The sequence below is a fragment of the Streptomyces sp. NBC_00442 genome (assembly GCF_036014195.1).
Lineage (GTDB): Bacteria > Actinomycetota > Actinomycetes > Streptomycetales > Streptomycetaceae > Streptomyces.
In genome coordinates this window covers 2,648,176-2,667,838 of the sequence record NZ_CP107918.1, presented here as the reverse complement: position 1 = coordinate 2,667,838, position 19,663 = coordinate 2,648,176, and the positions used below count along the sequence as shown (strand labels likewise).

The window sequence follows — 19,663 nt, the reverse complement described above, 5'->3', positions numbered from 1 at the left end:
CGCGGTCAGTACGCGGTCAGTACGCGGAGCCGGACGCGCCCAGCGAACCCGTCGGATGCCAGACCGTCTTGGTCTCCAGGAACGCGGTGAGACGCTCGGTGCCCGGGTCCGCGGTGAAGTCGACGGCCTTGGCGCGCAGCACGCGCTTGAGGTTGTCCGCCGCGGCGATCTCCAGGTCGCGCGCGAGCTCGGCGCCCGCGCCCGTCAGGTCGATCGCGTTGACGTCCTGGTGCGCGGCGAGCGGCGCGGCGATCTCCGCCGTCTTCCCGGACAGGATGTTGACCACGCCGCCCGGCAGGTCGGAGGTGGCGAGCACCTCGCCCAGTGAGAGCGCGGGCAGGGGGGCCTGCTCGGAGGCGATGACGACCGCGGTGTTGCCGGTCGCGATGACGGGCGCGACGACCGAGACCAGGCCGAGGAAGGACGACTCCTGCGGGGCGAGGACCGTGACCACGCCGGTCGGCTCGGGCGTGGAGAGGTTGAAGAAGGGGCCCGCGACCGGGTTGGCGCCGCCCACGACCTGGGCGATCTTGTCGGTCCAGCCCGCGTACCAGACCCAGCGGTCGATCGCCGCCTCGACGACGGCGGCCGCCTTGGACTTGGAGAGGCCCTCGGCGTCGGCGACCTCGTGCACGAACTGGCCCTTGCGGCCCTCCAGCATCTCGGCGATGCGGTAGAGGATCTGGCCGCGGTTGTAGGCGGTCGCGCCGGACCAGCCGCCGAACGCCTTGCGGGCCGCGACGACCGCGTCCCTCGCGTCCTTGCGGGACGAAAGGGGCGCGTTGGCCCGCCACTTGCCCTTGCTGTCGACCACTTCGTACACCCGGCCGCTCTCGGAACGCGGGAACTTCCCGCCCACGTACAGCTTGTAGGTCTTGAAGACGCTCAGCCGCGTCGGAGTCTCAGACATCGAGGTAGCCCTCCAGGCCGTGCCGGCCGCCCTCGCGGCCGAAGCCCGACTCCTTGTAGCCGCCGAACGGCGAGGTCGGGTCGAACTTGTTGAACGTGTTGGCCCACACCACTCCGGCGCGGAGTTTGCCCGCGACCGCGAGGATGCGCGAGCCCTTCTCCGTCCAGATGCCGGCCGAGAGGCCGTACTGGCTGTTGTTGGCCTTGGCGACGGCCTCGTCCGGGGTGCGGAAGCTCAGCACGGAAAGGACCGGGCCGAAGATCTCGTCGCGGGCGATGGTGTGCGCCTGGGTGACGTTGGTGAACAGCGTCGGGGCGAACCAGTAACCGGCCGAGGGCAGTTCGCACGGGGCGGACCAGCGCTCGGCGCCCTCCGCCTCGCCCGTCTCGGTGAGCGCGGTGATACGGGCCAGCTGCTCGGCGGAGTTGATGGCGCCGATGTCGGTGTTCTTGTCCAGCGGGTCACCGAGGCGCAGCGTGGACAGACGGCGCTTGAGCGAGTCGAGCAGCTCGTCCTGGATCGACTCCTGGACGAGCAGGCGCGAGCCCGCGCAGCAGACCTGGCCCTGGTTGAAGAAGATGCCGGTGACGATGCCCTCGACGGCCTGGTCGATGGGGGCGTCGTCGAAGACGATGTTGGCGCCCTTGCCGCCCAGCTCAAGGGTGACCTTCTTGTCGGTGCCGGCCACCGAGCGGGCGATGGCCTTGCCGACGGCGGTCGAGCCGGTGAAGGCGACCTTGTTGACGTCCGCGTGCTCGACCAGGGCCTGGCCCGCGTCGCCGTAGCCCGTAAGGATGTTGACGACACCCTTGGGCAGGCCCGCCTGTCGGCAGATGTCCGCGAAGAACAGCGCCGAGAGGGGCGTGGTCTCGGCGGGCTTCAGGACGACCGTGTTGCCGGTGGCGAGCGCCGGGGCGATCTTCCAGGCCAGCATCAGGAGCGGGAAGTTCCACGGGATGACCTGGCCGGCCACGCCCAGCGGGCGCGGGTTCGCGCCCCACCCGGCGTGGTCGAGCTTGTCGGCCCAGCCCGCGTAGTAGAAGAAGTGCGCGGCGACCAGGGGGAGGTCCGCGTCGCGGGTCTCCTTGATCGGCTTGCCGTTGTCCAGGGTCTCCAGGACGGCCAGCTCGCGGCTGCGCTCCTGGATGATCCGGGCGATGCGGAACAGGTACTTGGCGCGCTCGGAGCCGGGCAGGGCCGACCACGTCTCGAACGCCCTGCGCGCGGCCTTCACGGCGCGGTCCACGTCCTCGGCGCCGGCGCGGGCGACCTCGGACAGGACCTCCTCGGTGGACGGCGAGACGGTCTTGAAGACCTTGCCGTCGGCGGCCTCGGTGAACTCGCCGTCGATGAACAGGCCGTAGGACGGCGCGATGTCGACGACCGAGCGGGACTCGGGCGCGGGCGCGTACGCGAACGCGGCCGTCTTGTTTTCCATTGCCATGGTGATCAGTCCACCGTCACGTAGTCGGGGCCGGAGTAGCGGCCGGTCGCCAGCTTCTGACGCTGCATCAGCAGGTCGTTGAGCAGCGAGGAGGCGCCGAAGCGGAACCAGCGGTTGTCCAGCCAGTCCTCGCCCACGGTCTCGTTGACCAGGACCAGGAACTTGATGGCTTCCTTGGTGTTGCGGATGCCGCCGGCCGGCTTCACGCCGACCTGCGTCCCGGTCTGCGCGCGGAAGTCCCGTACGGCTTCGAGCAGGACGAGGGTGTTGGAGGGGGTGGCGTTGACCGCGACCTTGCCCGTCGACGTCTTGATGAAGTCGGCGCCGGCCATCATGCCGAGCCAGCTGGCGCGGCGGATGTTGTCGTACGTCGACAGCTCGCCGGTCTCGAAGATGACCTTGAGGCGGGCCTGTTCGCCGCACTCGGCGCGGACGGCCGCGATCTCCTCGTAGACCTTGAGGTAGTGACCGGCGAGGAACGCGCCCCGGTCGATCACCATGTCGATCTCGTCGGCCCCGGCCGCGATCGCGTCCCGCACGTCGGCGAGCTTCACGGGAAGGGCGGCGCGGCCCGCCGGGAAGGCGGTGGCGACGGACGCGACCTTGACGTCCGAGCCCTTCAGCACCTCCTTGGCGGTCGCCACCATGTCCGGATAGACACAGACGGCGGCGGTGTGGGGGGCGGAGCGGTCGGTCGGGTCGGGATTGACGGCCTTGGCGGCGAGCGCCCGGACCTTGCCCGGGGTGTCCGCGCCTTCCAGCGTCGTCAGGTCGATCATCGAAATGGCCAGGTCGATGGCGTACGCCTTGGCCGAAGTCTTGATCGAGCGGGTGCCGAGGGACGCGGCACGCGCTTCCAGGCCCACCGGGTCGATGCCGGGGAGCCCGTGGAGGAAGCGACGCAGCGCGCCGTCGGACGCGGTCGCGTCGGCGAGGGCAGCAGAAGGTGCATTGGTGGGCATGGTCACCAGATGAGCATATCTACGCGCGTAGCTGCCTGTACAGCCCTGGGGGTGCAGGTGGGAGGGGGTGAGTTCTGTCACGCGCCCGTGACAGTGAGCGGACGCTTCCCACACAGGTGTTCCCTAGATTTCTTCTTGCAGCCCCGCCCAGCCTCAACGGCCCCACCCGGCAGAGGAGGCGGCATGTGACCTCCACTTCTTCCTTCTCCGGCCACTCGGCCGCCCCGTGCCATGGAGTCGTTCATGTCGACCTACGCCCGCACCTCGCTCCGCACCTCGCTCCGCACTTCCCTTCGCGCCGCGATCGCCGTCGCCGCCCTTGCCGGAGCCCTCCTCACCCCGGCCACCGCGTTCGCGGCCACCTCTGCCACGGCGCCGGCCGCCGCCCCCTGCCACGTCAGCAAGACCGTCCCGTCGCAGCTGCCGGACACGACCGTCGTCCTCAGTGACGACCTGGCGAAGGGCCCCAAGGCGGAGCTCCTGGACGCCAAGGGCAACGTCGTCGCCACCGTCGACCGCGCCCACCCCATGGACTACGGCCACGGCATCCGGCTCGAGGTGGGCACGGACGGCAAGGTGACCTTCTTCCAGCGCAGCGAGAGCGGGAACAAATCCTGGAAGTCGCAGCCCTTCCCGGAGGTCCCCGCGTCCTGCCTCGTCTCCGGCACCTACACGCTGGCCGACGGCGAGAAGGTCAAGGTGAGCAGGACCGCCCCGGGCCGTTACCGCGCCGACGTCGTCACCGGGGGCAAGACGGTGACGGTGCTCCAGACCGAGGGGGAGGACGTGGACGGGTTCTTCCGCGGGATGCACCTGACCCTCAACGCCACGACGGGCGCGGTGCGTTCCGAGTACACCTCGGGCCGCTCCGGCTGCACGGTGACCACGGTCGTCACCAGCGTCTACCGCGCCGGCGAGTCGGTGAAGCTCACCAACAGCCCTCAGGGTCCGAAGGCGGTCCTGCGGGACTCCCAGTTCAAGACGATCTCCACCGTCGACCGCGCCCACCCCAACGACAAGGCGCTCGGCGTGATCATCGACGGCGCGAACGGCGCCACCCCCCGGCTCGGCCAGCGCACCCAGGGCGGGAACACCCCCTACGGCTACACCGCATTCCCCAAGCTGCCGGCCGGCTGCGTGAACACCACGCCCGCCAAGACCCCGGCGCAGAGTCCGGTCAACTCCCCGGTCCAGAACGGCGGGCAGACCACCGTCGTGCCCAAGGGCGCGGTCGCGGCCGGTGCCGAGTTCAAGCAGGGCGGCAGCGACAAGGGCGCGCTGATCGCGGGCGGGGCCGCGGCCGCCGCCGCCGGCGGGATCGGGTTCGTCGCGCTGCGGCGCCGGTCGGCCGCGCGCATCTGATCGTCCACGGCTCGTCCACGGCTCGTCCACGGTGGGCCTCCCCGAACGGAGGCCCGCCGCCCTTCTGCTCCCGGAGCACCTCATGTCCCGTAGCCGCGCCGCCCGTTCGGCCGCCGCCGCCCTGTTCCTGCTCGCCCTCGGGACCTCGGCCGTCGGCTGCGGCTCCGACGCCGCGAAGCCCGCCACGCCCCCGCCGAACATCTCCGCCCCCTCCAGTGCCCCCGCCGCCGCCAAGGCCGCGACCGCGCTGCCCGCCTCCAAGCCGGTGCGCGTGCGGATCCCGGCGGCCGGGGTCGACGCGAGCCCGATCCTCGATCTGGGGCTCGCCGCCGACGGCAGCGTGGAGGTGCCCTCCGTGGCCGACGCGGACAGGATCGGCTGGTACGACAAGGGGGTCACCCCGGGCCAGACCGGGCCCGCCGTGCTCATCGGACACTTCGACACCGTCAAGGGCCCGGCCGTCCTGCGCAACGTCTCCCAGGTGAAGGTCGGCGACACCGTCTCGGTCACGCGCGCCGACGGCAAGACCGCCGAGTTCGCGGTCCGCGCCCTCGAACAGGTCGACAAGAAGACCTTCCCGACCGCGAAGGTGTACGGCAACACCGACCGCCCCGAGCTGCGGATCATCACCTGCGGCGGCCGGCTGACCGGGGGCCACCGGCCCGACAACATCATCGTGTACGCGGATCTGGTGGGCTGAGGAGGACCGGCCGAAGGGGCGCGCGGTGGACGTGAGGCAGAATCGGGCCATGACGAGCCCCACGCCGCCCGCAGAGCCGGCCTACGCCGACCGGATCTACCGCTCACCCGCCGGCATCGCAGGCGGCGCGCTGCTGCTCGCGCTCGGCCTCTGGCTCGGCATCGACGCCGTGGTCCAGGGCCACGGCAACGCGCCCTGGCTCGCGCTCGCCGTGCTGCTCTGCGTGGTGCCGCTGATCGTCGGCTTCAGCCTGCGCCCCGCGGTCTTCGCGAGCGGCGACCGGCTCCTGGTGCGCAACCCGTTCCGCACGATCACCCTGCCCTGGGCGTGTGTCGCGGACGTACGGGCCGGATACTCCAGCGAGGTCTTCGACCAGTCGGGCGGCAAGTACCAGCTGTGGGCGATCCCCGTGTCGCTGCGCCAGCGCAAGCGGGCCGCCCGCCGTCAGGCCAGGGACGCTTCGCTCGACACGGGCCGGAACGCGTCCGTGTTCGCCGACGTCACCGACACCAAGGCCCGGATGGCCTCCACCGACCAGAACATCCGTGACCTGCGCGAACTCGCCGAACAGGGCGCCTCGCGCGAGAGTGCGCAGGGCACGGTGGGCATCCGCTGGGCGTACGAGATCATCGTGCCCGCGGCCGTCGGCGCGGTCCTTTTCGTGGTCCTGCTGGCCATCGGCTGACCGCGCCGCCGGCCGGCCGCCCTCACGGCGGGCCCGGCCACACCAGCAGCATGTACGCGCCGAGCCACGCCGAGGACAGGGTGGCCGCGCCGAGCACCAGGACGGTCGTCGTGCGCCGGGCCCGCGCCAGGGCGAGCGCGACCGGGAGCAGCAGCGGGAAACCGGGCACCAGGAAGCGGGCCCGCGGGAAGTAGACCCCGCCGCTGCCGAGCACGACCACGAGCAGGGCGCCCGTGAAGGCCAGCAGCACCAGCGGCTGGCGGTCGGCGAGGCAGAGCAGGTACAGGGCGCAGGACCCGATGAGGATCACGGTCACCAGGACCAGGAACAGCGGTGGCCGGTTCGCGTACACGAGCAGCCCGCGGATGTCGCGCAGGGTGCCGACGCCGCCGTCCCACTGGTTCTCCCACACCTTCTGCACCGCGAAGTAGCCGTCCCAGCGCCCGACCCGCACCCCCACCCAGGCCACGTAGGCGCACCAGCCGGCCGGGGCCAGCACCGCGCCCAGGACGGCTCCCCGCGCCGGTCGCCCCGCGCCGCGCCGGTCGCGTACGAGGGCCGTGAGCGCGGCGAGCGAGACCGCGGCCGCGAGCGCGACGCCGGTGGGGCGGGTGAGGCCCGCGAGCGCCGCGAGCGAGCCCGCCACGACCCAGCGCCCGGTCAGCACGCAGTACAGGGACCAGGCCGTCAGCGCGGTGAACAGGGATTCGGTGTAGCCCATCCACTGCACCACGCCGACCGGCAGCGCGGCCCACAGCACCGCTAGCAGGGTGCCCGCGCGCCGGCCGTGCAGGCGGTCGCCGACCGCGAACACCCCGCAGGCGGCCACCAGCGAGAACGCGACGGCGAGCAGCAGCCCGACGCTGGCCCGCGAGCCCGGCGTGACAGCGGCGACCGCCTTCACCAGGGCCGGATACAGCGGGAAGAACGCGAGGTCGCTCGGCTCGTGGGGGTCGGAGGGGAGCACGTAGCCGTGGTTCGCGATGCCGAGGTACCAGTTGGAGTCCCAGGACTTCGCGAGGACCGGCCACAGGCCGTGGTGGCGCACGTGCGCCCACTTCGCGAGGACGAGTACCCCGAAGAGGCGCACCGCGAGGTAGCCGAGCAGGGCGGGCCCCGCGTACCGAAGAGCGGTGCGGGCCCGCTCCCGGGCGGGGGGCCGGGCGGCCGTGCCGCGCGGGGCGGCCCGGCGGCGGGCGGCGGGGACGGGTCCGCGACGGCCCGTGGCCGTCGCTGGGGACGGGGCGGTCGGGGGCACTGCGACAGCTCCTTGGCTCGGGCGCGGCGAAAGGTACGGGTCACCAGGTACGGGTCACCCTTTCTCGCGCGCCCCGGCCGGATGCGGCACCGTTGCGTCAACTGCCGTACGAAATCACCCGAAAGCAGGACCGGGGCGGTGGTCGATTGACCACCGCCCCGGTCCTGCTGCCCGTGTGCGTCAGATTCCGGCGGCCGCCGCCAGGTCCTTCTTGATTCCGGCGAGCAGCTCGGCGCCCTTGGCGCGGGCCGCGTCCAGCTCGTCGGCGGAGGCGACCGGAACGACGACCTCCAGGTAGCACTTGAGCTTCGGCTCGGTGCCGCTCGGGCGCACGATCACCCGGGCGCCCTCCAGGTAGTACCGCAGACCGTCGGTGGGCGGCAGCTGCTCGGTGCCCTCCGTCAGGTCCTCCGCCCTCGTCACCGCGAGGCCGGCCAGCGAGGTCGGCGGCTGCTCGCGCAGGCGCGCCATCGCGTCCGAGATCACCGTGAGGTCCTCCACGCGGACCGACAGCTGGTCGGTGGCGTGCAGCCCGTGTTCCAGGGCCAACTCGTCGAGGAGGTCGAGGACCGTGCGGCCCTGCTCCTTCAGGATGGAGGCCAGCTCGGCGAAGGCCAGGGCGGCCGTGATGCCGTCCTTGTCGCGCACGCCCTCGGGGTCGACGCAGTAGCCGAGCGCCTCCTCGTAGCCGTAGCGCAGGTCCTCCACGCGGGCGATCCACTTGAACCCGGTGAGCGTCTCCTCGTAGCCGAGCCCCGCCGCCTCGGCGATGCGGCCGAGCAGCGAGGACGACACGATCGACTCGGCGAACACGCCGGTCACGCCCTTGGAGACGAGGTGGGCGGCGAGCAGTGCGCCGACCTCGTCGCCGCGCAGCATCCGCCACTGGCCGTCGCGGTCCTTGACCGCGGCCGCGCACCGGTCGGCGTCCGGGTCGTTGGCGAGCACGATGTCGGGGTCGGTGCGGCGGGCCGTGGCGAACGCCAGGTCCATCGCGCCCGGCTCCTCCGGGTTGGGGAAGGCCACCGTCGGGAACGCCGGGTCGGGCTCGGCCTGTTCGGCCACCAGCACCGGCTCGGGGAACCCGGCCCGCGCGAACGCGGCCAGCAGTACGTCCTTTCCGACGCCGTGCATCGCCGTGTAGACGACGTTCGCGGTGCGCGGCGACCCGGGGGTCAACACCGCGTCCGTACGCGCCAGATAGGCGTCGAGGACCTCGTCCCCGAGCACCTCCCAGCCGCTCTCGGGCCGCGGCACGTCGTGCAGCGAGGCGACGGCGGCGATCTCGGCGGCGATCTCCGCGTCGGCCGGCGGCACGATCTGCGAGCCGTCGCCGAGGTACACCTTGTAGCCGTTGTCCCGCGGCGGGTTGTGGCTGGCCGTCACCTCGACACCGGCGACGGCGCCCAAGTGCCTTATGGCGTAGGCCAGTACGGGCGTCGGCAGCGGCCGCGGAAGGACCGTCGCCTTCAGCCCGGCGCCGACCATGACGGCCGCGGTGTCCCGCGCGAAGTCCGCGGACTTGTAACGGGCGTCGTACCCGATGACGACGAGCCCGTCGCCCTGCCCCTTGGCCTTCAGGTACGCGGCGAGGCCGGCGGCGGCGCGGATGACGACGGAGCGGTTCATCCGCATCGGCCCGGCGCCCAGCTCGCCGCGGAGCCCGGCGGTGCCGAACTGGAGCGTGCCACTGAACCGCGCGGCCAGTTCCGCGGCGTGCTCGGCGTCGGCCGAACTCTCGATGAGCTTGGCCAGCTCGTCGCGCGTCTCGCTGTCGGGGTCCTCGGCCAGCCAGGCCTGGGCCCGCGCGATCAGATCCTGCGTCACGTTGTCAGCCTTTCGGGGAGGGCTTTCGGTGCTTGCGGTGCTGCGGTGCTGCGGTGCTGCGGTGCTGGAGTGCTTGCGGGGAAGCGCCGCGGTGCGGCTCAGATGCGGTCGAGCACCCGGGTGAGCAGCTCGCCCATGCGTGCCGCAGAGTCGCGGCCGGCCTGGAGCACCTCTTCGTGGTTGAGGGGCTCGCCGGTCAGGCCGGCGGCGAGGTTGGTGACGAGCGAGATCCCGAGGACCTCGGCGCCGGCCTCGCGGGCGGCGATGGCTTCGAGCACGGTGGACATGCCGACGAGGTCGCCGCCGAGCACGCGGACCATGTTGATCTCGGCCGGGGTCTCGTAGTGCGGGCCGGGGAACTGGACGTAGACGCCCTCTTCCAGCGTCTCGTCGACCTCCTTGCACAGCGCGCGCAGTCGCGGCGAGTACAGGTCGGTGAGGTCCACGAAGTTGGCGCCGATGATCGGCGAGGTGGCCGTCAGGTTGATGTGGTCGCTGATGAGGACCGGCTGGCCGGGGCGCATGCCGTCGCGCAGACCACCGCAGCCGTTGGTCAGGACGACGGTCTTGCAGCCGGCGGCGACGGCGGTGCGCACGCCGTGCGAGACGGAGGCGACGCCACGGCCCTCGTAGAAGTGCGTACGGCCGAGGAAGACCAGCACGCGCTTGGCGCCGATCTTGTACGAGCGGATCTTGCCGCCGTGGCCCTCGACGGCCGGCGCCGGGAAGCCGGGCAGCTCGGTCACGGGGAACTCGGCCTCGGGGGTGCCGAGGGCGTCGACGGCCGGGGCCCAGCCGGAGCCCATCACCAGGGCGACGTCGTGGGTCTCGGCGCCGGTGAGCTCGCGCAGGCGCGCGGCGGCGGCGTCGGCCGCGGAGTGGGGGTCGTCCTGGAGCAGGTCCGGGATGGCAGATGCGTTCACTGGGTCTCTCGCCTCGCGAAGGAACGTCGTCCCGCCCGGTGTCTGTCCGGCCGGGTCCGAGGGGTTTTCCCCCGGTAAAGAAGAAGTACGCGCACGAGCGTAACCGGTGAAGTCCTACGCGCGTAGATGTGCAGGATAACGGAACTGTCCGATCCGTTTGTGGCTTCACACGAAAGCCCGGCCACGCATCGTGGCCGGGCGCCTGTGACCTGCGGCGGGTCTCAGCAGGGGCGCTTGCGCAGCTCCATCACATAGTCGTGCGGCGCGCCCGCCGACTCGGCCGCGTCGGCCAGCTCACCGAGGTACCGGGCCGAGGGCAGGCCCCCCTCGTAGCCGTTCAGGACGTACAGCCAGGCCGCGTCCTCGCCGTCCAGGGTGTGCACCCGCACCCGCATCCGGCGGTAGATGTCGAGCCCGACGCCCTCCCACCGGTCCATCGACTCCTCGTCGGGCGGCGCGATGTCGTACAGGGCGACGAAGACCTGCGAGCGGGGCGCCTCGACGATCGTCGCGAGGGCACCCTCCCAGCCCATCTGCTCCCCGCCGAACGTCAGGCGCCAGCCGTTGAGCCAGCCGGTGCCGCGCAGCGGAGAGTGCGGGGCGCGGCGGGTCATCAGCCGCGGATCCAGGTTGCCGGCGTACGCGGCGTAGAGCGACATGGTGTCGAGGGTACGACAGTGGCCCGCGGGGGCACTTCGCGCCGCCCGCCCACACCGCGGCCACGCCGGAATCCGCCACCGCGGCCGAATGGCGCCCCCGGGGCGAAGACACTTGAAGCGTGCGGGACAATGAGGTACGTACTGCGTTCCCCCGGGGCCCCGCCCCGGACCCCCGGCCGGGCGGGCAGGCAGGCCGGGATCGACACTACGAGGCGGACTTTTTCGTGACGCGGATCGTGATCATCGGTGGCGGACCGGGCGGATACGAGGCGGCCCTGGTGGGCGCCCAGCTCGGCGCGGAGGTGACCGTCGTGGACTGCGACGGTCTGGGCGGGGCGTCGGTGCTCACCGACTGCGTACCGTCGAAGACCCTGATCGCGACGGCCGAGGTGATGACGACCTTCGACTCTTCGTACGAGGAGTTGGGCATCCTCGTCGCCGACGACACCCCGCCGGAGGAGCAGGCCGCCCGGGTCGTGGGCGTGGACCTGGGCAAGGTCAACCGCCGCGTCAAGCGCCTCGCGCTCGCCCAGTCCCACGACATCACCGCCTCCGTGACGCGCGCGGGCGCCCGCGTCATGCGCGGCCGCGGCCGGCTCGCCGGACCGCAGGGCATCGACGGCACGCGCGACGTGATCGTCACGGCCGCCGACGGCACCGAGGAGATCCTCACCTGCGAGGCCGTCCTGATCGCCACCGGCGGCAGCCCGCGCGAGCTGCCCGACGCGCAGCCCGACGGCGAGCGGATCCTCAACTGGACGCAGGTGTACGACCTGGACGAGCTGCCCGAGGAGCTCATCGTGGTCGGCTCCGGCGTCACCGGCGCCGAGTTCGCCGGCGCCTACCAGGCGCTCGGCTCCAAGGTCACCCTGGTCTCCTCCCGCGACCGGGTGCTGCCCGGCGAGGACCCGGACGCGGCCGCCGTCCTGGAGGACGTGTTCCGCCGCCGCGGCATGAACGTCATGGCCCGCTCGCGCGCCGAGTCCGCCAAGCGCGTCGGCGACCGCGTCGAGGTGACCCTCTCCGACGGCCGGGTCATCAGCGGCAGCCACTGCCTGATGGCGGTCGGCGCGATCCCCAACACCGCGAACATGGCCCTGGAGGAGTCGGGCGTACGCCTGAAGGAGTCCGGCCACATCTGGACCGACAAGGTCTCGCGCACCTCCGCCCCCGGCGTGTACGCGGCCGGCGACGTGACCGGCATCTTCGCGCTCGCCTCGGTCGCCGCCATGCAGGGCCGCATCGCGATGTACCACTTCCTGGGCGACGCGGTGGCCCCGCTGAACCTGAAGACCGTCTCCTCCAACGTCTTCACCGACCCCGAGATCGCCACCGTCGGCTACACCCAGGCCGACGTGGACGCGGGCAAGATCGACGCCCGGGTCGTGAAGCTCCCGCTCCTTCGCAACCCGCGCGCCAAGATGCAGGGCATCAGGGACGGCTTCGTGAAGATCTTCTGCCGCCCCGGCACCGGCATCATCGTCGGCGGCTGCGTCGTCGCGCCGCGCGCCAGCGAACTGATCCACCCGATCTCGATCGCGGTCGACAACAACCTGACGGTGGAACAGATCGCGAATGCGTTCACCGTGTACCCGTCGCTGTCGGGATCGATCGCCGAAGTGGCGCGGCAGCTGCACACCCGCAAGAAGGCCGGAGAGGCGTAACACCCCTGGTGGGACAGGGGGTTGGCGAGTGCGGAGCGGACCGACGGAGGGCGCTCGGGGCCCGTATACCACTCGGTGACCCCCTTTGGGTGCACCTTCCGTTATTCGGCGGAAACTGCTGAGAAGATTCGGCCGCCCAGGTTACTGTCAGTTTCGTGTTCGCTGCAGAACGTCGCCAATTGATCCTCGAAATGGTGCGCGCCAACGGGGCGGTATCGCTCCGTGAGCTCGCCCGTGTCGTCCAGACCTCCGAAGTGACCGTACGGCGGGACGTGCGGGCGCTGGAGGCCGAAGGACTCCTCGACCGCCGGCACGGCGGTGCGGTACTGCCGGGCGGGTTCACCCGCGAGTCCGGCTTCCCGCAGAAATCCCATCTAGCCACCGCGGAGAAGACGGCCATCGCCGACCTCGCCGCGGGCCTCGTCGAAGAGGGCGAGGCCATCGTGGTCGGCGCTGGGACGACCACGCAGGAGCTGGCCCGCCGGCTCGCGCGGATCCCCGGGCTGACCGTCGTCACCAACTCCCTTCTGGTGGCGCAGGCGTTGGCCCACGCCAACCGCGTCGAGGTCGTCATGACCGGAGGCACGCTGCGCGGCTCCAACTACGCCCTCGTGGGCAGCGGAGCCGAGCAGTCCCTCCAGGGCCTGCGGGTCTCGCGCGCCTTCCTGTCCGGAAGCGGTCTGACCGCCGAGCGCGGCCTGTCCACCTCCAACATGCTCTCCGCGAGCGTGGACCGCGCCCTGGTCCAGGCGGCGGCCGAGGTCGTGGTCCTGGCCGACCACACCAAGCTCGGCGCCGACACGATGTTCCAGACGGTGCCGACGGACGTGATCACGCGCCTCGTCACCGACGAGCCCCCGGGTCACGACGACCGGGCCGCCACGGAGTTGCAGGCGCTCGCCGACCAGGGGGTGCAGATCGCCGTGGCGGGCGCCTCGGGCACCCCGGCCGGTGAGCCCGCGCCCGGCCGCCCCCCGCGCCGCGACATGCCGCTCCCCGGCCAGCGCCGCACCCACGCGCCCGGTACGGGGCCGCAGTTGCGCAGCGCGGCGGCGATGGGCGAGCCGCAGGGCCCCGCGGAGCGGGCGAGGGTCGCGGACCTGCGACGGCGCTAGGCCTTGAGGCCCCGGTAGGTGAGGGCGAGCAGCCGGTCGGCCAACTCCGGGTCGTCCGGGGTCTGTTCGGCGGCGAGCGCGATGGCGTTGGTCAGCTGCATGAGGTCGGCGATGGTGACGTCGGCGCGTACGGAACCGGCGTCACGGGCCCGTACGAGCAGGGCGTCGCCCGCCTGCCGCATCGGCTCGCTGCACCGCGCGAGCGCGGAACTCGCGTCGCCCGACGCGGACATGAGGGCGCGGGCCAGTCCGCGGTACAGGCCGGCGTGCGTGATGATCTCGCGCAGCCACTCGATGAGCGCGGTGCAGGGCTGCTCGGCATGGAGCAACTCCCGTGACCGCGCGAGCAGTACGTCCACCTCGCTCTGGAAGACCGCGCTCAGCAGGGCGTGCCGGGTGGGGAAGTGCCGGTACAGGGTGCCGATGCCCACGCCGGCCCGGCGGGCCACGTCCTCCAGGGAGGTGTCCGTGCCGTGTTCCGCGAAGGCGGTGCGGGCGGTGGTGAGGAGGCGGTCGTGATTGCGTCGCGCATCGGCGCGCAGGGGGCGGGCCCCCGTACCCGTTTTCCCATCCATGCCACCAGCATGCCACCCCCTGCCGGGGGTGCGGGGGCCGTACCCCTGCCCCCGGCTCCGCCGCGGTGGGCGCGGCGGAGCCGGGTGCCGTACGAGGGGGCCGGGGCGGTCATGCCCCGGCCGGCACGGCCCGGCGGGGCTCCGCCGGGCGGGGCTTGCGGATGAGCAGGGACACCAGCGCCGCCCCCGCGCACGCCGCCCCCAGCACGAGCCACACCGGGTCGTAGCTGCCGAACACGTCCCGCGCCACACCTCCGAGCAGCGCCGCCAGCGCCGCACCCACCTGGTGCGCCGCGTTCACCCAGCCGAAGACGATCGCGCTGTCCTCGCCGTAGAAAGTGCGGCACAGGGCGATGACGGGCGGCACCGTGGCGAGGTCCAGCAGGCCGAAGGCGACCACGAAGACCATCATCGCCGGGTTGACGGTCGCCGCCATCATCAGGGGCAGCAGCACGAGGAGCAGACCGCGCAGGGTGAAGGCCGCCGCGAGCAGGCGCCGCGCGTCCATGCGGTCGGTGAGCCAGCCCGAGGCGATCGTGCCCACCACGTTGAAGACGCCGATCGCGGCGAGCAGCGTCGACGCCGTCGTGACGGCCATGCCGTGGTCGTGGGCGGCAGGGGTGAAGTGGGTCCACATGATCCCGTTGGTGGTCGCGCCGCAGATCGCGAAGGCGCCCGCGAGAAGCCAGAAGGGCGCGGTGCGTACGGAGTCCCGGAGCACGACGAGGGTGCGGCGGGCCGCGCCCGTGACCGGCGCCGGCTTGGGCACGAACTCCTCACTGCCGTACGGCTTCTGACCGATGTCGGCGGGATGGTCGCGCAGGATCAGCCACACCAGCGGCGCCACTGCCAGGGCGGCGAGCGCGAGGCTGACCAGGGCGGGACGCCAGTCGTAGTGGTCGATGGTCCAGGACAGCGCGGGCAGGAACACCATCTGCCCGAAGACGCTGCCCGAGGAGAGGATTCCGGTGACGAGGCCCCGCCGGGTGGTGAACCAGCGGTTGGTGACGGTGGCGCCGAAGGCCATGGCCATGGAGCCGGTGCCGATCCCGACGAGCAGCCCCCAGAAGAGCGTGAACTGCCAGGAGGCGTTCATCACCGTGGTGAGCAGGGCGCCGGCCGCGACGGTGGTCAGGGCCGCGACGACCACCCGCCGGATGCCGAAGCGGTCCATGAGCGCGGCGGCGAACGGCGCGGTGAGCCCGTAGAGGACCATGTTCAGCGACGAGGCGACGCCGATGCTCCCGCGCGACCAGTGGAAGTCCTGCTGGAGCGGGTCCTGGAGGATGCCGGGCATCGTCGAGAAGGAACCGGCGACCACGATCGCGAGCGCCGCGGCGGCCGCCACCCACCAGGCGCGGTGACCCGTCGGCCCGCGCCGGGGAGCCGGCGAGGAGTGGTCGTCGATGAGTTGTTGACGGCGTTCCCGGAGGTCTTCGGTGGTCGCTTTACCCATGTGTTCCATCCTTCGTGAAGAGATCGACCCCGACCACTGGCCTGCTGGACGCGAAGTGAAAGCATCTGGCCATGACAGGCCTGCGCGAGGAGAAGCGCCCGCACCGCGTGGTCACCCTGGTCCGTCCCGGGCTGCTGCCGATGGAACTGGGCATCGTCCACCGGCTGTTCGGGACCGCGCTCGACGCAAGTGGCGGACCGCTGTACTCGGTGGTGACCTGCGCGACGGAGCCCGGCGAACTGACCACGGACGCGGACTTCACCGTGAACGTCGCCCTCGGTCCGCAAGCCCTGGAGGCCGCCGACACCGTGCTCGTGCCGGCCGCCGTGGAGGACTACGAGCCGCAGGAGCGGGGGCGGTTGGCGGAACCGGTGCGCCGGGCACTGGCACGCGTTCCGGCGGGGGCGCGGATCGCGTCGATCTGTACGGGGTCGTTCGTGCTGGCAGCGGCCGGGCTGCTGGCGGGCCGGCGGGCGACGACCCACTGGAAGTCGTGCGACGAACTGCGGACCCTGTACCCGGAGGTGCACGTCGATCCCGGCGTGCTCACCTCCGCGGGCGTCGCCGCCGGCATCGATCTGTGCCTGCACATGATCCGGTCCGACCACGGCGCCGAGGTCGCCAACACGGTCGCGCGGCGCACGGTCGTCCCGCCGCACCGGGAAGGCGGGCAGGCCCAGTACATCGAGCGGCCGGTGCCCGAGCCCGGGGCCAGTGCGACGGCCGCCGCCCGTTCCTACGCGCTCTCCCGCCTGGGGGAGCCGCTGACCCTCGACGATCTGGCCCGCAAGGCGGCGGTCAGCGTACGGACGCTGAGCAGGCGCTTCGTATCGGAGACCGGCACGACACCGATGCGCTGGCTCGCCGAGCAGCGGCTGCAGCACGCGCGGCGGCTGCTGGAAGGGACCGACGAACCGGTGGACCGGATCGCCGCGGAAGCCGGCTTCGGCACCGGCACGGCGATGCGCCTGCACTTCCGGGAGAGCCTGGGGGTGTCGCCGCGCGCGTACCGCAACACGTTCCGTGGAACGGACTGAGCGGTACGCGCGCGCCGTCGTCACCGGGCGGGGCCCGCCCCGCCGGGGGTCGCCCCGGCAGCGTCCGGGACGAGGGGCCCGATCCGGTACAGCACCTCGTCGTGGTGCTCGTCCGGGAAGAGGTCGCCGGAGAAGAGAACCCGGGTCTCCACCTCGGCGACGTACCGCTTCGCGACCTTCTTCAGGACCATGATGATGGCCTTGTTGTCGGCGGAGACGGTGGCCTCGATGTAGCGGGCGCCCTGGGCCACGGCGCGGTCGGCGGCCTGTTCGAACAGCTTCACGCCGAGGAACGGGATGCCGTGGCAGGGCATCGCGGCCTCCTGCCAGACCAGATAGGTGTCGGGTGCCTCCGGGCGGAAGTAGCCGGTCAGGAAGCCGACGACGTCGTCCTCGACGGTGGCCACGAGGGAGGTGGAGGCGAAGTCCCGGCACCACAGCGCGTAGTAGTAGGGGCTGTTGTTGTCCAGGGCGTCGCTCTCGTCGACCATCTGCCAGAGCGTGTGGGCGTCCTCCACCCGCGGGGTGCGGAAGTGGGGGCGGACCCGGGTGGTGGTCGCGGTGGTCATGCGGTGGCCTCCTCGGTGAGCAGGGGGTAGACACCGTCGGCGTCGTGGTCCTCGCGTCCGGTGACGGGCGGGTTGAAGACGCAGACGAACGTCGAGTCGACCCGGGGGCGCAGGGTGTGCTTCTCGTGTCCGTCGAGGAGGTACATCGTGCCGGGGGTGATCAGCACGCGCGAAGATCCGTACGTCGTCGGATACCGGGCATGTCCGGATCGGCGGCATGGGTACCGTCCCCGCCGGGATAGCTGTCGACTCACGATGGCCGAAAACGATCACCGCGCGGACACGGAGCGGGCCCGATCGGTGTGCGGGGCGCCGGGCTCGGGCATCCGGCGCCCCGCACACCGGGCCAACGCCGTTACGAGGAGGGGCTGTTGAGGGACGCCCTCGGGGCTTCCCGCGGCGCCGCGGGCCCACGACGCACAGGAGCCCCGGCCGCACGGCGGCCGGGGCTCCTGGGTACGACCGGAGGTCAGTCCTTGATCTCGCAGATCGCCGCGCCGGAGGAGACGGACGCGCCGACCTCCGCCGCGAGGCTCTTGACCGTCCCCGCACGGTGCGCGTTCAGCGGCTGCTCCATCTTCATGGCCTCAAGAACGACGATGAGGTCGCCCTCCTTGACCTCCTGCCCCTCCTCGACCGCCACCTTCACGATCGTGCCCTGCATGGGCGAGGCGAGGGTGTCGCCGGAGGCGGCCGAGCCGGCCTTCTTGGCGGCGCGGCGCTTGGGCTTGGCGCCACCGGCCGCGGCGGTCCGCGCCAGCGTCATGCCGAGGGAGGACGGCAGGGAGACCTCGAGCCGCTTGCCGCCGACCTCGACGACGACCGTCTCGCGGCCCGGCTCCTCGTCCGTCTCCGCGTCGGCCGTCGCCGTGAACGCCGGGATCTCGTTGACGAACTCCGTCTCGATCCACCGGGTGTGGATGGTGAACGGGTCGGACGTGAACGCCGGGTCGACGACGACCGCGCGGTGGAAGGGGATCGCCGTGGCCATGCCCTCGACGTTGAACTCCGCCAGCGCACGCGCCGCACGCTGGAGCGCCTGCTCACGGGTCGCGCCCGTCACGATCAGCTTGGCGAGCAGCGAGTCCCAGGCGGGGCCGATGACCGAGCCGGACTCGACGCCCGCGTCGAGGCGGACACCGGGGCCGGACGGCGGCGCGAACACCGTGACGGTGCCGGGGGCGGGCAGGAAGCCGCGGCCCGGGTCCTCGCCGTTGATGCGGAACTCGAAGGAGTGGCCGCGCATGACGGGGTCGCCGTAGCCGAGCGCCTCGCCGTCCGCGATGCGGAACATCTCGCGGACCAGGTCGATGCCGGTGACCTCTTCGGTGACCGGGTGCTCGACCTGGAGACGGGTGTTGACCTCCAGGAAGGAGATCGTGCCGTCGACGCCGACGAGGAACTCGACGGTGCCCGCGCCGACATAGCCGGCTTCCTTCAGGATCGCCTTGGACGCGGCGTACAGCTCCGCGTTCTGGGCCTCCGTCAGGAACGGCGCCGGGGCCTCCTCGACCAGCTTCTGGTGGCGGCGCTGGAGCGAGCAGTCACGGGTGGAGACGACGACCACGTTGCCGTGGGTGTCGGCGAGGCACTGGGTCTCGACGTGGCGCGGCTTGTCGAGGTAGCGCTCGACGAAGCACTCGCCGCGGCCGAAGGCGGCGACGGCCTCGCGGACGGCCGAGTCGTAGAGCTCGGGCACCTCTTCGAGGGTGCGGGCGACCTTCAGGCCGCGCCCGCCGCCGCCGAAGGCCGCCTTGATGGCGATGGGCAGGCCGTGTTCCTTGGCGAACGCGACCACCTCGTCCGAGCCCGAGACCGGGTCCGGGGTGCCCGCGACGAGCGGGGCGCCGGCGCGCTGGGCGATGTGACGGGCCGCCACCTTGTCGCCGAGGTCACGGATGGCCTGCGGGGGCGGTCCGATCCAGGTCAGACCCGCGTCGAGCACCGCCTGGGCGAACTCGGCGTTCTCGGAGAGGAATCCGTAACCCGGGTGGACGGCGTCCGCCCCCGAGTCGGCCGCGGCCGCGAGCACCTTGGCGATGTCCAGATAGCTGGCCGCCGGGGTGTCACCGCCCAGGGCGAATGCCTCGTCCGCCGCCCGGACATGCAGTGCATCCCGGTCCGGATCGGCGTAGACGGCTACGCTCGCGATTCCGGCATCCCGGCAGGCCCGAGCAACGCGGACAGCAATTTCGCCTCGGTTGGCGATGAGCACCTTGCGCACGATGGCTCCCTCCTTGAAACAAGCTGAGTTTAGGGAAGCCGCACACTGGCTTACGACCCGTCCCCAATGGTGAGCTTGCCCACACGGAGTGTGATTCGAGGCACGCTCAAGTCGCGAAATCCCTTGTCGCACCACGGTACGCCGGGCTCCCGTACCGCACAGTAGCGGTGGGGTGTGGTCAAGGTCTCTGTCTCGGGCGCCAGCAGGTCCCCGCGTTTCTTTGTGGGGTCCCTACGAACGGCCGAATGATTCTTTGCGACCGGAAGGCCGCGCGACGGGGTGGGCGGCCCCGG

The 19,663-nt window shown here is 72.1% G+C and carries 17 protein-coding genes and 1 pseudogene; 6 read left to right on the top strand and 12 right to left on the bottom strand.

What is annotated here, in order from left to right:
* Positions 1-16: 16 nt before the first annotated feature.
* The 3 genes from OG432_RS11865 to deoC are packed head-to-tail and all read right to left on the bottom strand — an operon-like array spanning position 17 to position 3,316.
* Positions 17-910: an aldehyde dehydrogenase family protein gene (locus OG432_RS11865; protein ID WP_328310578.1), complete on the bottom strand. Its 894-nt coding sequence runs from the start codon at positions 908-910 to the stop codon at positions 17-19.
* Positions 903-2,348, bottom strand: a complete 1,446-nt coding sequence (locus OG432_RS11860; RefSeq protein ID WP_328315074.1) for an aldehyde dehydrogenase family protein — start codon at positions 2,346-2,348, stop codon at positions 903-905. The genes OG432_RS11865 and OG432_RS11860 overlap by 8 nt, the downstream gene beginning before the upstream one ends.
* 11 nt (positions 2,349-2,359) lie before the next feature.
* Positions 2,360-3,316 carry a deoxyribose-phosphate aldolase gene (gene deoC, locus OG432_RS11855; RefSeq protein WP_328315073.1) on the bottom strand — a complete coding sequence of 319 codons (957 nt, stop codon included), beginning with the start codon at positions 3,314-3,316 and terminating at the stop codon, positions 2,360-2,362.
* A 243-nt stretch (positions 3,317-3,559) separates the two neighbouring features.
* Between deoC and OG432_RS11850 the strand changes: the two genes are divergently transcribed.
* From OG432_RS11850 to OG432_RS11840, 3 genes are all read left to right on the top strand, one after another.
* The gene (locus OG432_RS11850; protein WP_328310576.1) at positions 3,560-4,678 is read left to right on the top strand and encodes a hypothetical protein; all 1,119 of its coding nucleotides are present in this window, start codon (positions 3,560-3,562) and stop codon (positions 4,676-4,678) included.
* Positions 4,679-4,760: 82 nt separating this feature from the next.
* Entirely contained in the window at positions 4,761-5,378 is a 618-nt protein-coding gene (locus OG432_RS11845; RefSeq protein ID WP_328310575.1) for a class F sortase, read from the top strand.
* 49 nt (positions 5,379-5,427) lie between these two features.
* Entirely contained in the window at positions 5,428-6,063 is a 636-nt protein-coding gene (locus tag OG432_RS11840; protein ID WP_328310574.1) for a PH domain-containing protein, read from the top strand.
* Positions 6,064-6,085: 22 nt separating this feature from the next.
* Here OG432_RS11840 and OG432_RS11835 read toward each other — a convergent pair whose 3' ends face one another.
* The 4 genes from OG432_RS11835 to OG432_RS11820 form a co-directional block, all read right to left on the bottom strand.
* Positions 6,086-7,321, bottom strand: a complete 1,236-nt coding sequence (locus OG432_RS11835) for a hypothetical protein (protein WP_443058373.1) — start codon at positions 7,319-7,321, stop codon at positions 6,086-6,088.
* Between the two features lie 180 nt (positions 7,322-7,501).
* Entirely contained in the window at positions 7,502-9,148 is a 1,647-nt protein-coding gene (locus OG432_RS11830; protein WP_328310572.1) for a phospho-sugar mutase, read from the bottom strand.
* Positions 9,149-9,246: 98 nt separating this feature from the next.
* Positions 9,247-10,071 (bottom strand): purine-nucleoside phosphorylase, encoded by an 825-nt coding sequence (locus OG432_RS11825; protein ID WP_328310570.1) that lies wholly within the window; start codon positions 10,069-10,071, stop codon positions 9,247-9,249.
* A gap of 221 nt (positions 10,072-10,292) precedes the next feature.
* Positions 10,293-10,730 (bottom strand): gamma-glutamylcyclotransferase, encoded by a 438-nt coding sequence (locus tag OG432_RS11820; protein ID WP_328310567.1) that lies wholly within the window; start codon positions 10,728-10,730, stop codon positions 10,293-10,295.
* Between the two features lie 224 nt (positions 10,731-10,954).
* Here OG432_RS11820 and OG432_RS11815 point away from each other — a divergent pair, with 224 nt between their 5' ends.
* Both OG432_RS11815 and OG432_RS11810 read left to right on the top strand, forming a co-directional pair.
* On the top strand, positions 10,955-12,394 hold the full coding sequence (locus tag OG432_RS11815) for an NAD(P)H-quinone dehydrogenase (protein WP_328310565.1): 1,440 nt from the start codon (positions 10,955-10,957) through the stop codon (positions 12,392-12,394).
* Positions 12,395-12,549: 155 nt separating this feature from the next.
* The gene (locus tag OG432_RS11810) at positions 12,550-13,509 is read left to right on the top strand and encodes a DeoR/GlpR family DNA-binding transcription regulator (protein ID WP_328310563.1); all 960 of its coding nucleotides are present in this window, start codon (positions 12,550-12,552) and stop codon (positions 13,507-13,509) included.
* Here OG432_RS11810 and OG432_RS11805 read toward each other — a convergent pair.
* Both OG432_RS11805 and OG432_RS11800 read right to left on the bottom strand, forming a co-directional pair.
* Positions 13,506-14,084: a TetR/AcrR family transcriptional regulator gene (locus OG432_RS11805; protein WP_328310561.1), complete on the bottom strand. Its 579-nt coding sequence runs from the start codon at positions 14,082-14,084 to the stop codon at positions 13,506-13,508. The genes OG432_RS11810 and OG432_RS11805 overlap by 4 nt on opposite strands.
* A 109-nt stretch (positions 14,085-14,193) precedes the next feature.
* Positions 14,194-15,540: an MFS transporter gene (locus OG432_RS11800; protein ID WP_328310559.1), complete on the bottom strand. Its 1,347-nt coding sequence runs from the start codon at positions 15,538-15,540 to the stop codon at positions 14,194-14,196.
* Positions 15,541-15,611: 71 nt separating this feature from the next.
* Between OG432_RS11800 and OG432_RS11795 the strand changes: the two genes are divergently transcribed.
* Positions 15,612-16,577, top strand: a complete 966-nt coding sequence (locus tag OG432_RS11795; protein WP_328310557.1) for a GlxA family transcriptional regulator — start codon at positions 15,612-15,614, stop codon at positions 16,575-16,577.
* Positions 16,578-16,597: 20 nt separating this feature from the next.
* Here the strand turns inward: OG432_RS11795 and ectA are convergent, their stop codons facing one another.
* From ectA to OG432_RS11780, 3 genes and pseudogenes are all read right to left on the bottom strand, one after another.
* Complete coding sequence (gene ectA, locus OG432_RS11790; RefSeq protein ID WP_328310555.1) at positions 16,598-17,146, bottom strand: diaminobutyrate acetyltransferase; 549 nt, start codon at positions 17,144-17,146, stop codon at positions 16,598-16,600.
* Positions 17,143-17,355, bottom strand: a pseudogene (locus OG432_RS11785) (ectoine synthase); the annotation flags it as partial. The gene ectA and the pseudogene OG432_RS11785, both read right to left, overlap by 4 nt.
* 260 nt (positions 17,356-17,615) lie before the next feature.
* Positions 17,616-19,370 (bottom strand): acetyl/propionyl/methylcrotonyl-CoA carboxylase subunit alpha, encoded by a 1,755-nt coding sequence (locus tag OG432_RS11780; RefSeq protein ID WP_328310551.1) that lies wholly within the window; start codon positions 19,368-19,370, stop codon positions 17,616-17,618.
* Positions 19,371-19,663: the final 293 nt, after the last annotated feature.

Coding starts and splice junctions, on each gene's coding strand:
- OG432_RS11800 (WP_328310559.1), bottom strand. CDS start 15,540: ATGGGTAAAGCGACCACCGAAGACCTCCGGGAACGCCGTCAACAACTC.
- deoC (WP_328315073.1), bottom strand. CDS start 3,316: ATGCCCACCAATGCACCTTCTGCTGCCCTCGCCGACGCGACCGCGTCC.
- OG432_RS11850 (WP_328310576.1), top strand. CDS start 3,560: ATGTCGACCTACGCCCGCACCTCGCTCCGCACCTCGCTCCGCACTTCC.
- ectA (WP_328310555.1), bottom strand. CDS start 17,146: ATGACCACCGCGACCACCACCCGGGTCCGCCCCCACTTCCGCACCCCG.
- OG432_RS11795 (WP_328310557.1), top strand. CDS start 15,612: ATGACAGGCCTGCGCGAGGAGAAGCGCCCGCACCGCGTGGTCACCCTG.
- OG432_RS11865 (WP_328310578.1), bottom strand. CDS start 910: ATGTCTGAGACTCCGACGCGGCTGAGCGTCTTCAAGACCTACAAGCTG.
- OG432_RS11845 (WP_328310575.1), top strand. CDS start 4,761: ATGTCCCGTAGCCGCGCCGCCCGTTCGGCCGCCGCCGCCCTGTTCCTG.
- OG432_RS11820 (WP_328310567.1), bottom strand. CDS start 10,730: ATGTCGCTCTACGCCGCGTACGCCGGCAACCTGGATCCGCGGCTGATG.
- OG432_RS11860 (WP_328315074.1), bottom strand. CDS start 2,348: ATGGAAAACAAGACGGCCGCGTTCGCGTACGCGCCCGCGCCCGAGTCC.
- OG432_RS11805 (WP_328310561.1), bottom strand. CDS start 14,084: ATGGATGGGAAAACGGGTACGGGGGCCCGCCCCCTGCGCGCCGATGCG.
- OG432_RS11840 (WP_328310574.1), top strand. CDS start 5,428: ATGACGAGCCCCACGCCGCCCGCAGAGCCGGCCTACGCCGACCGGATC.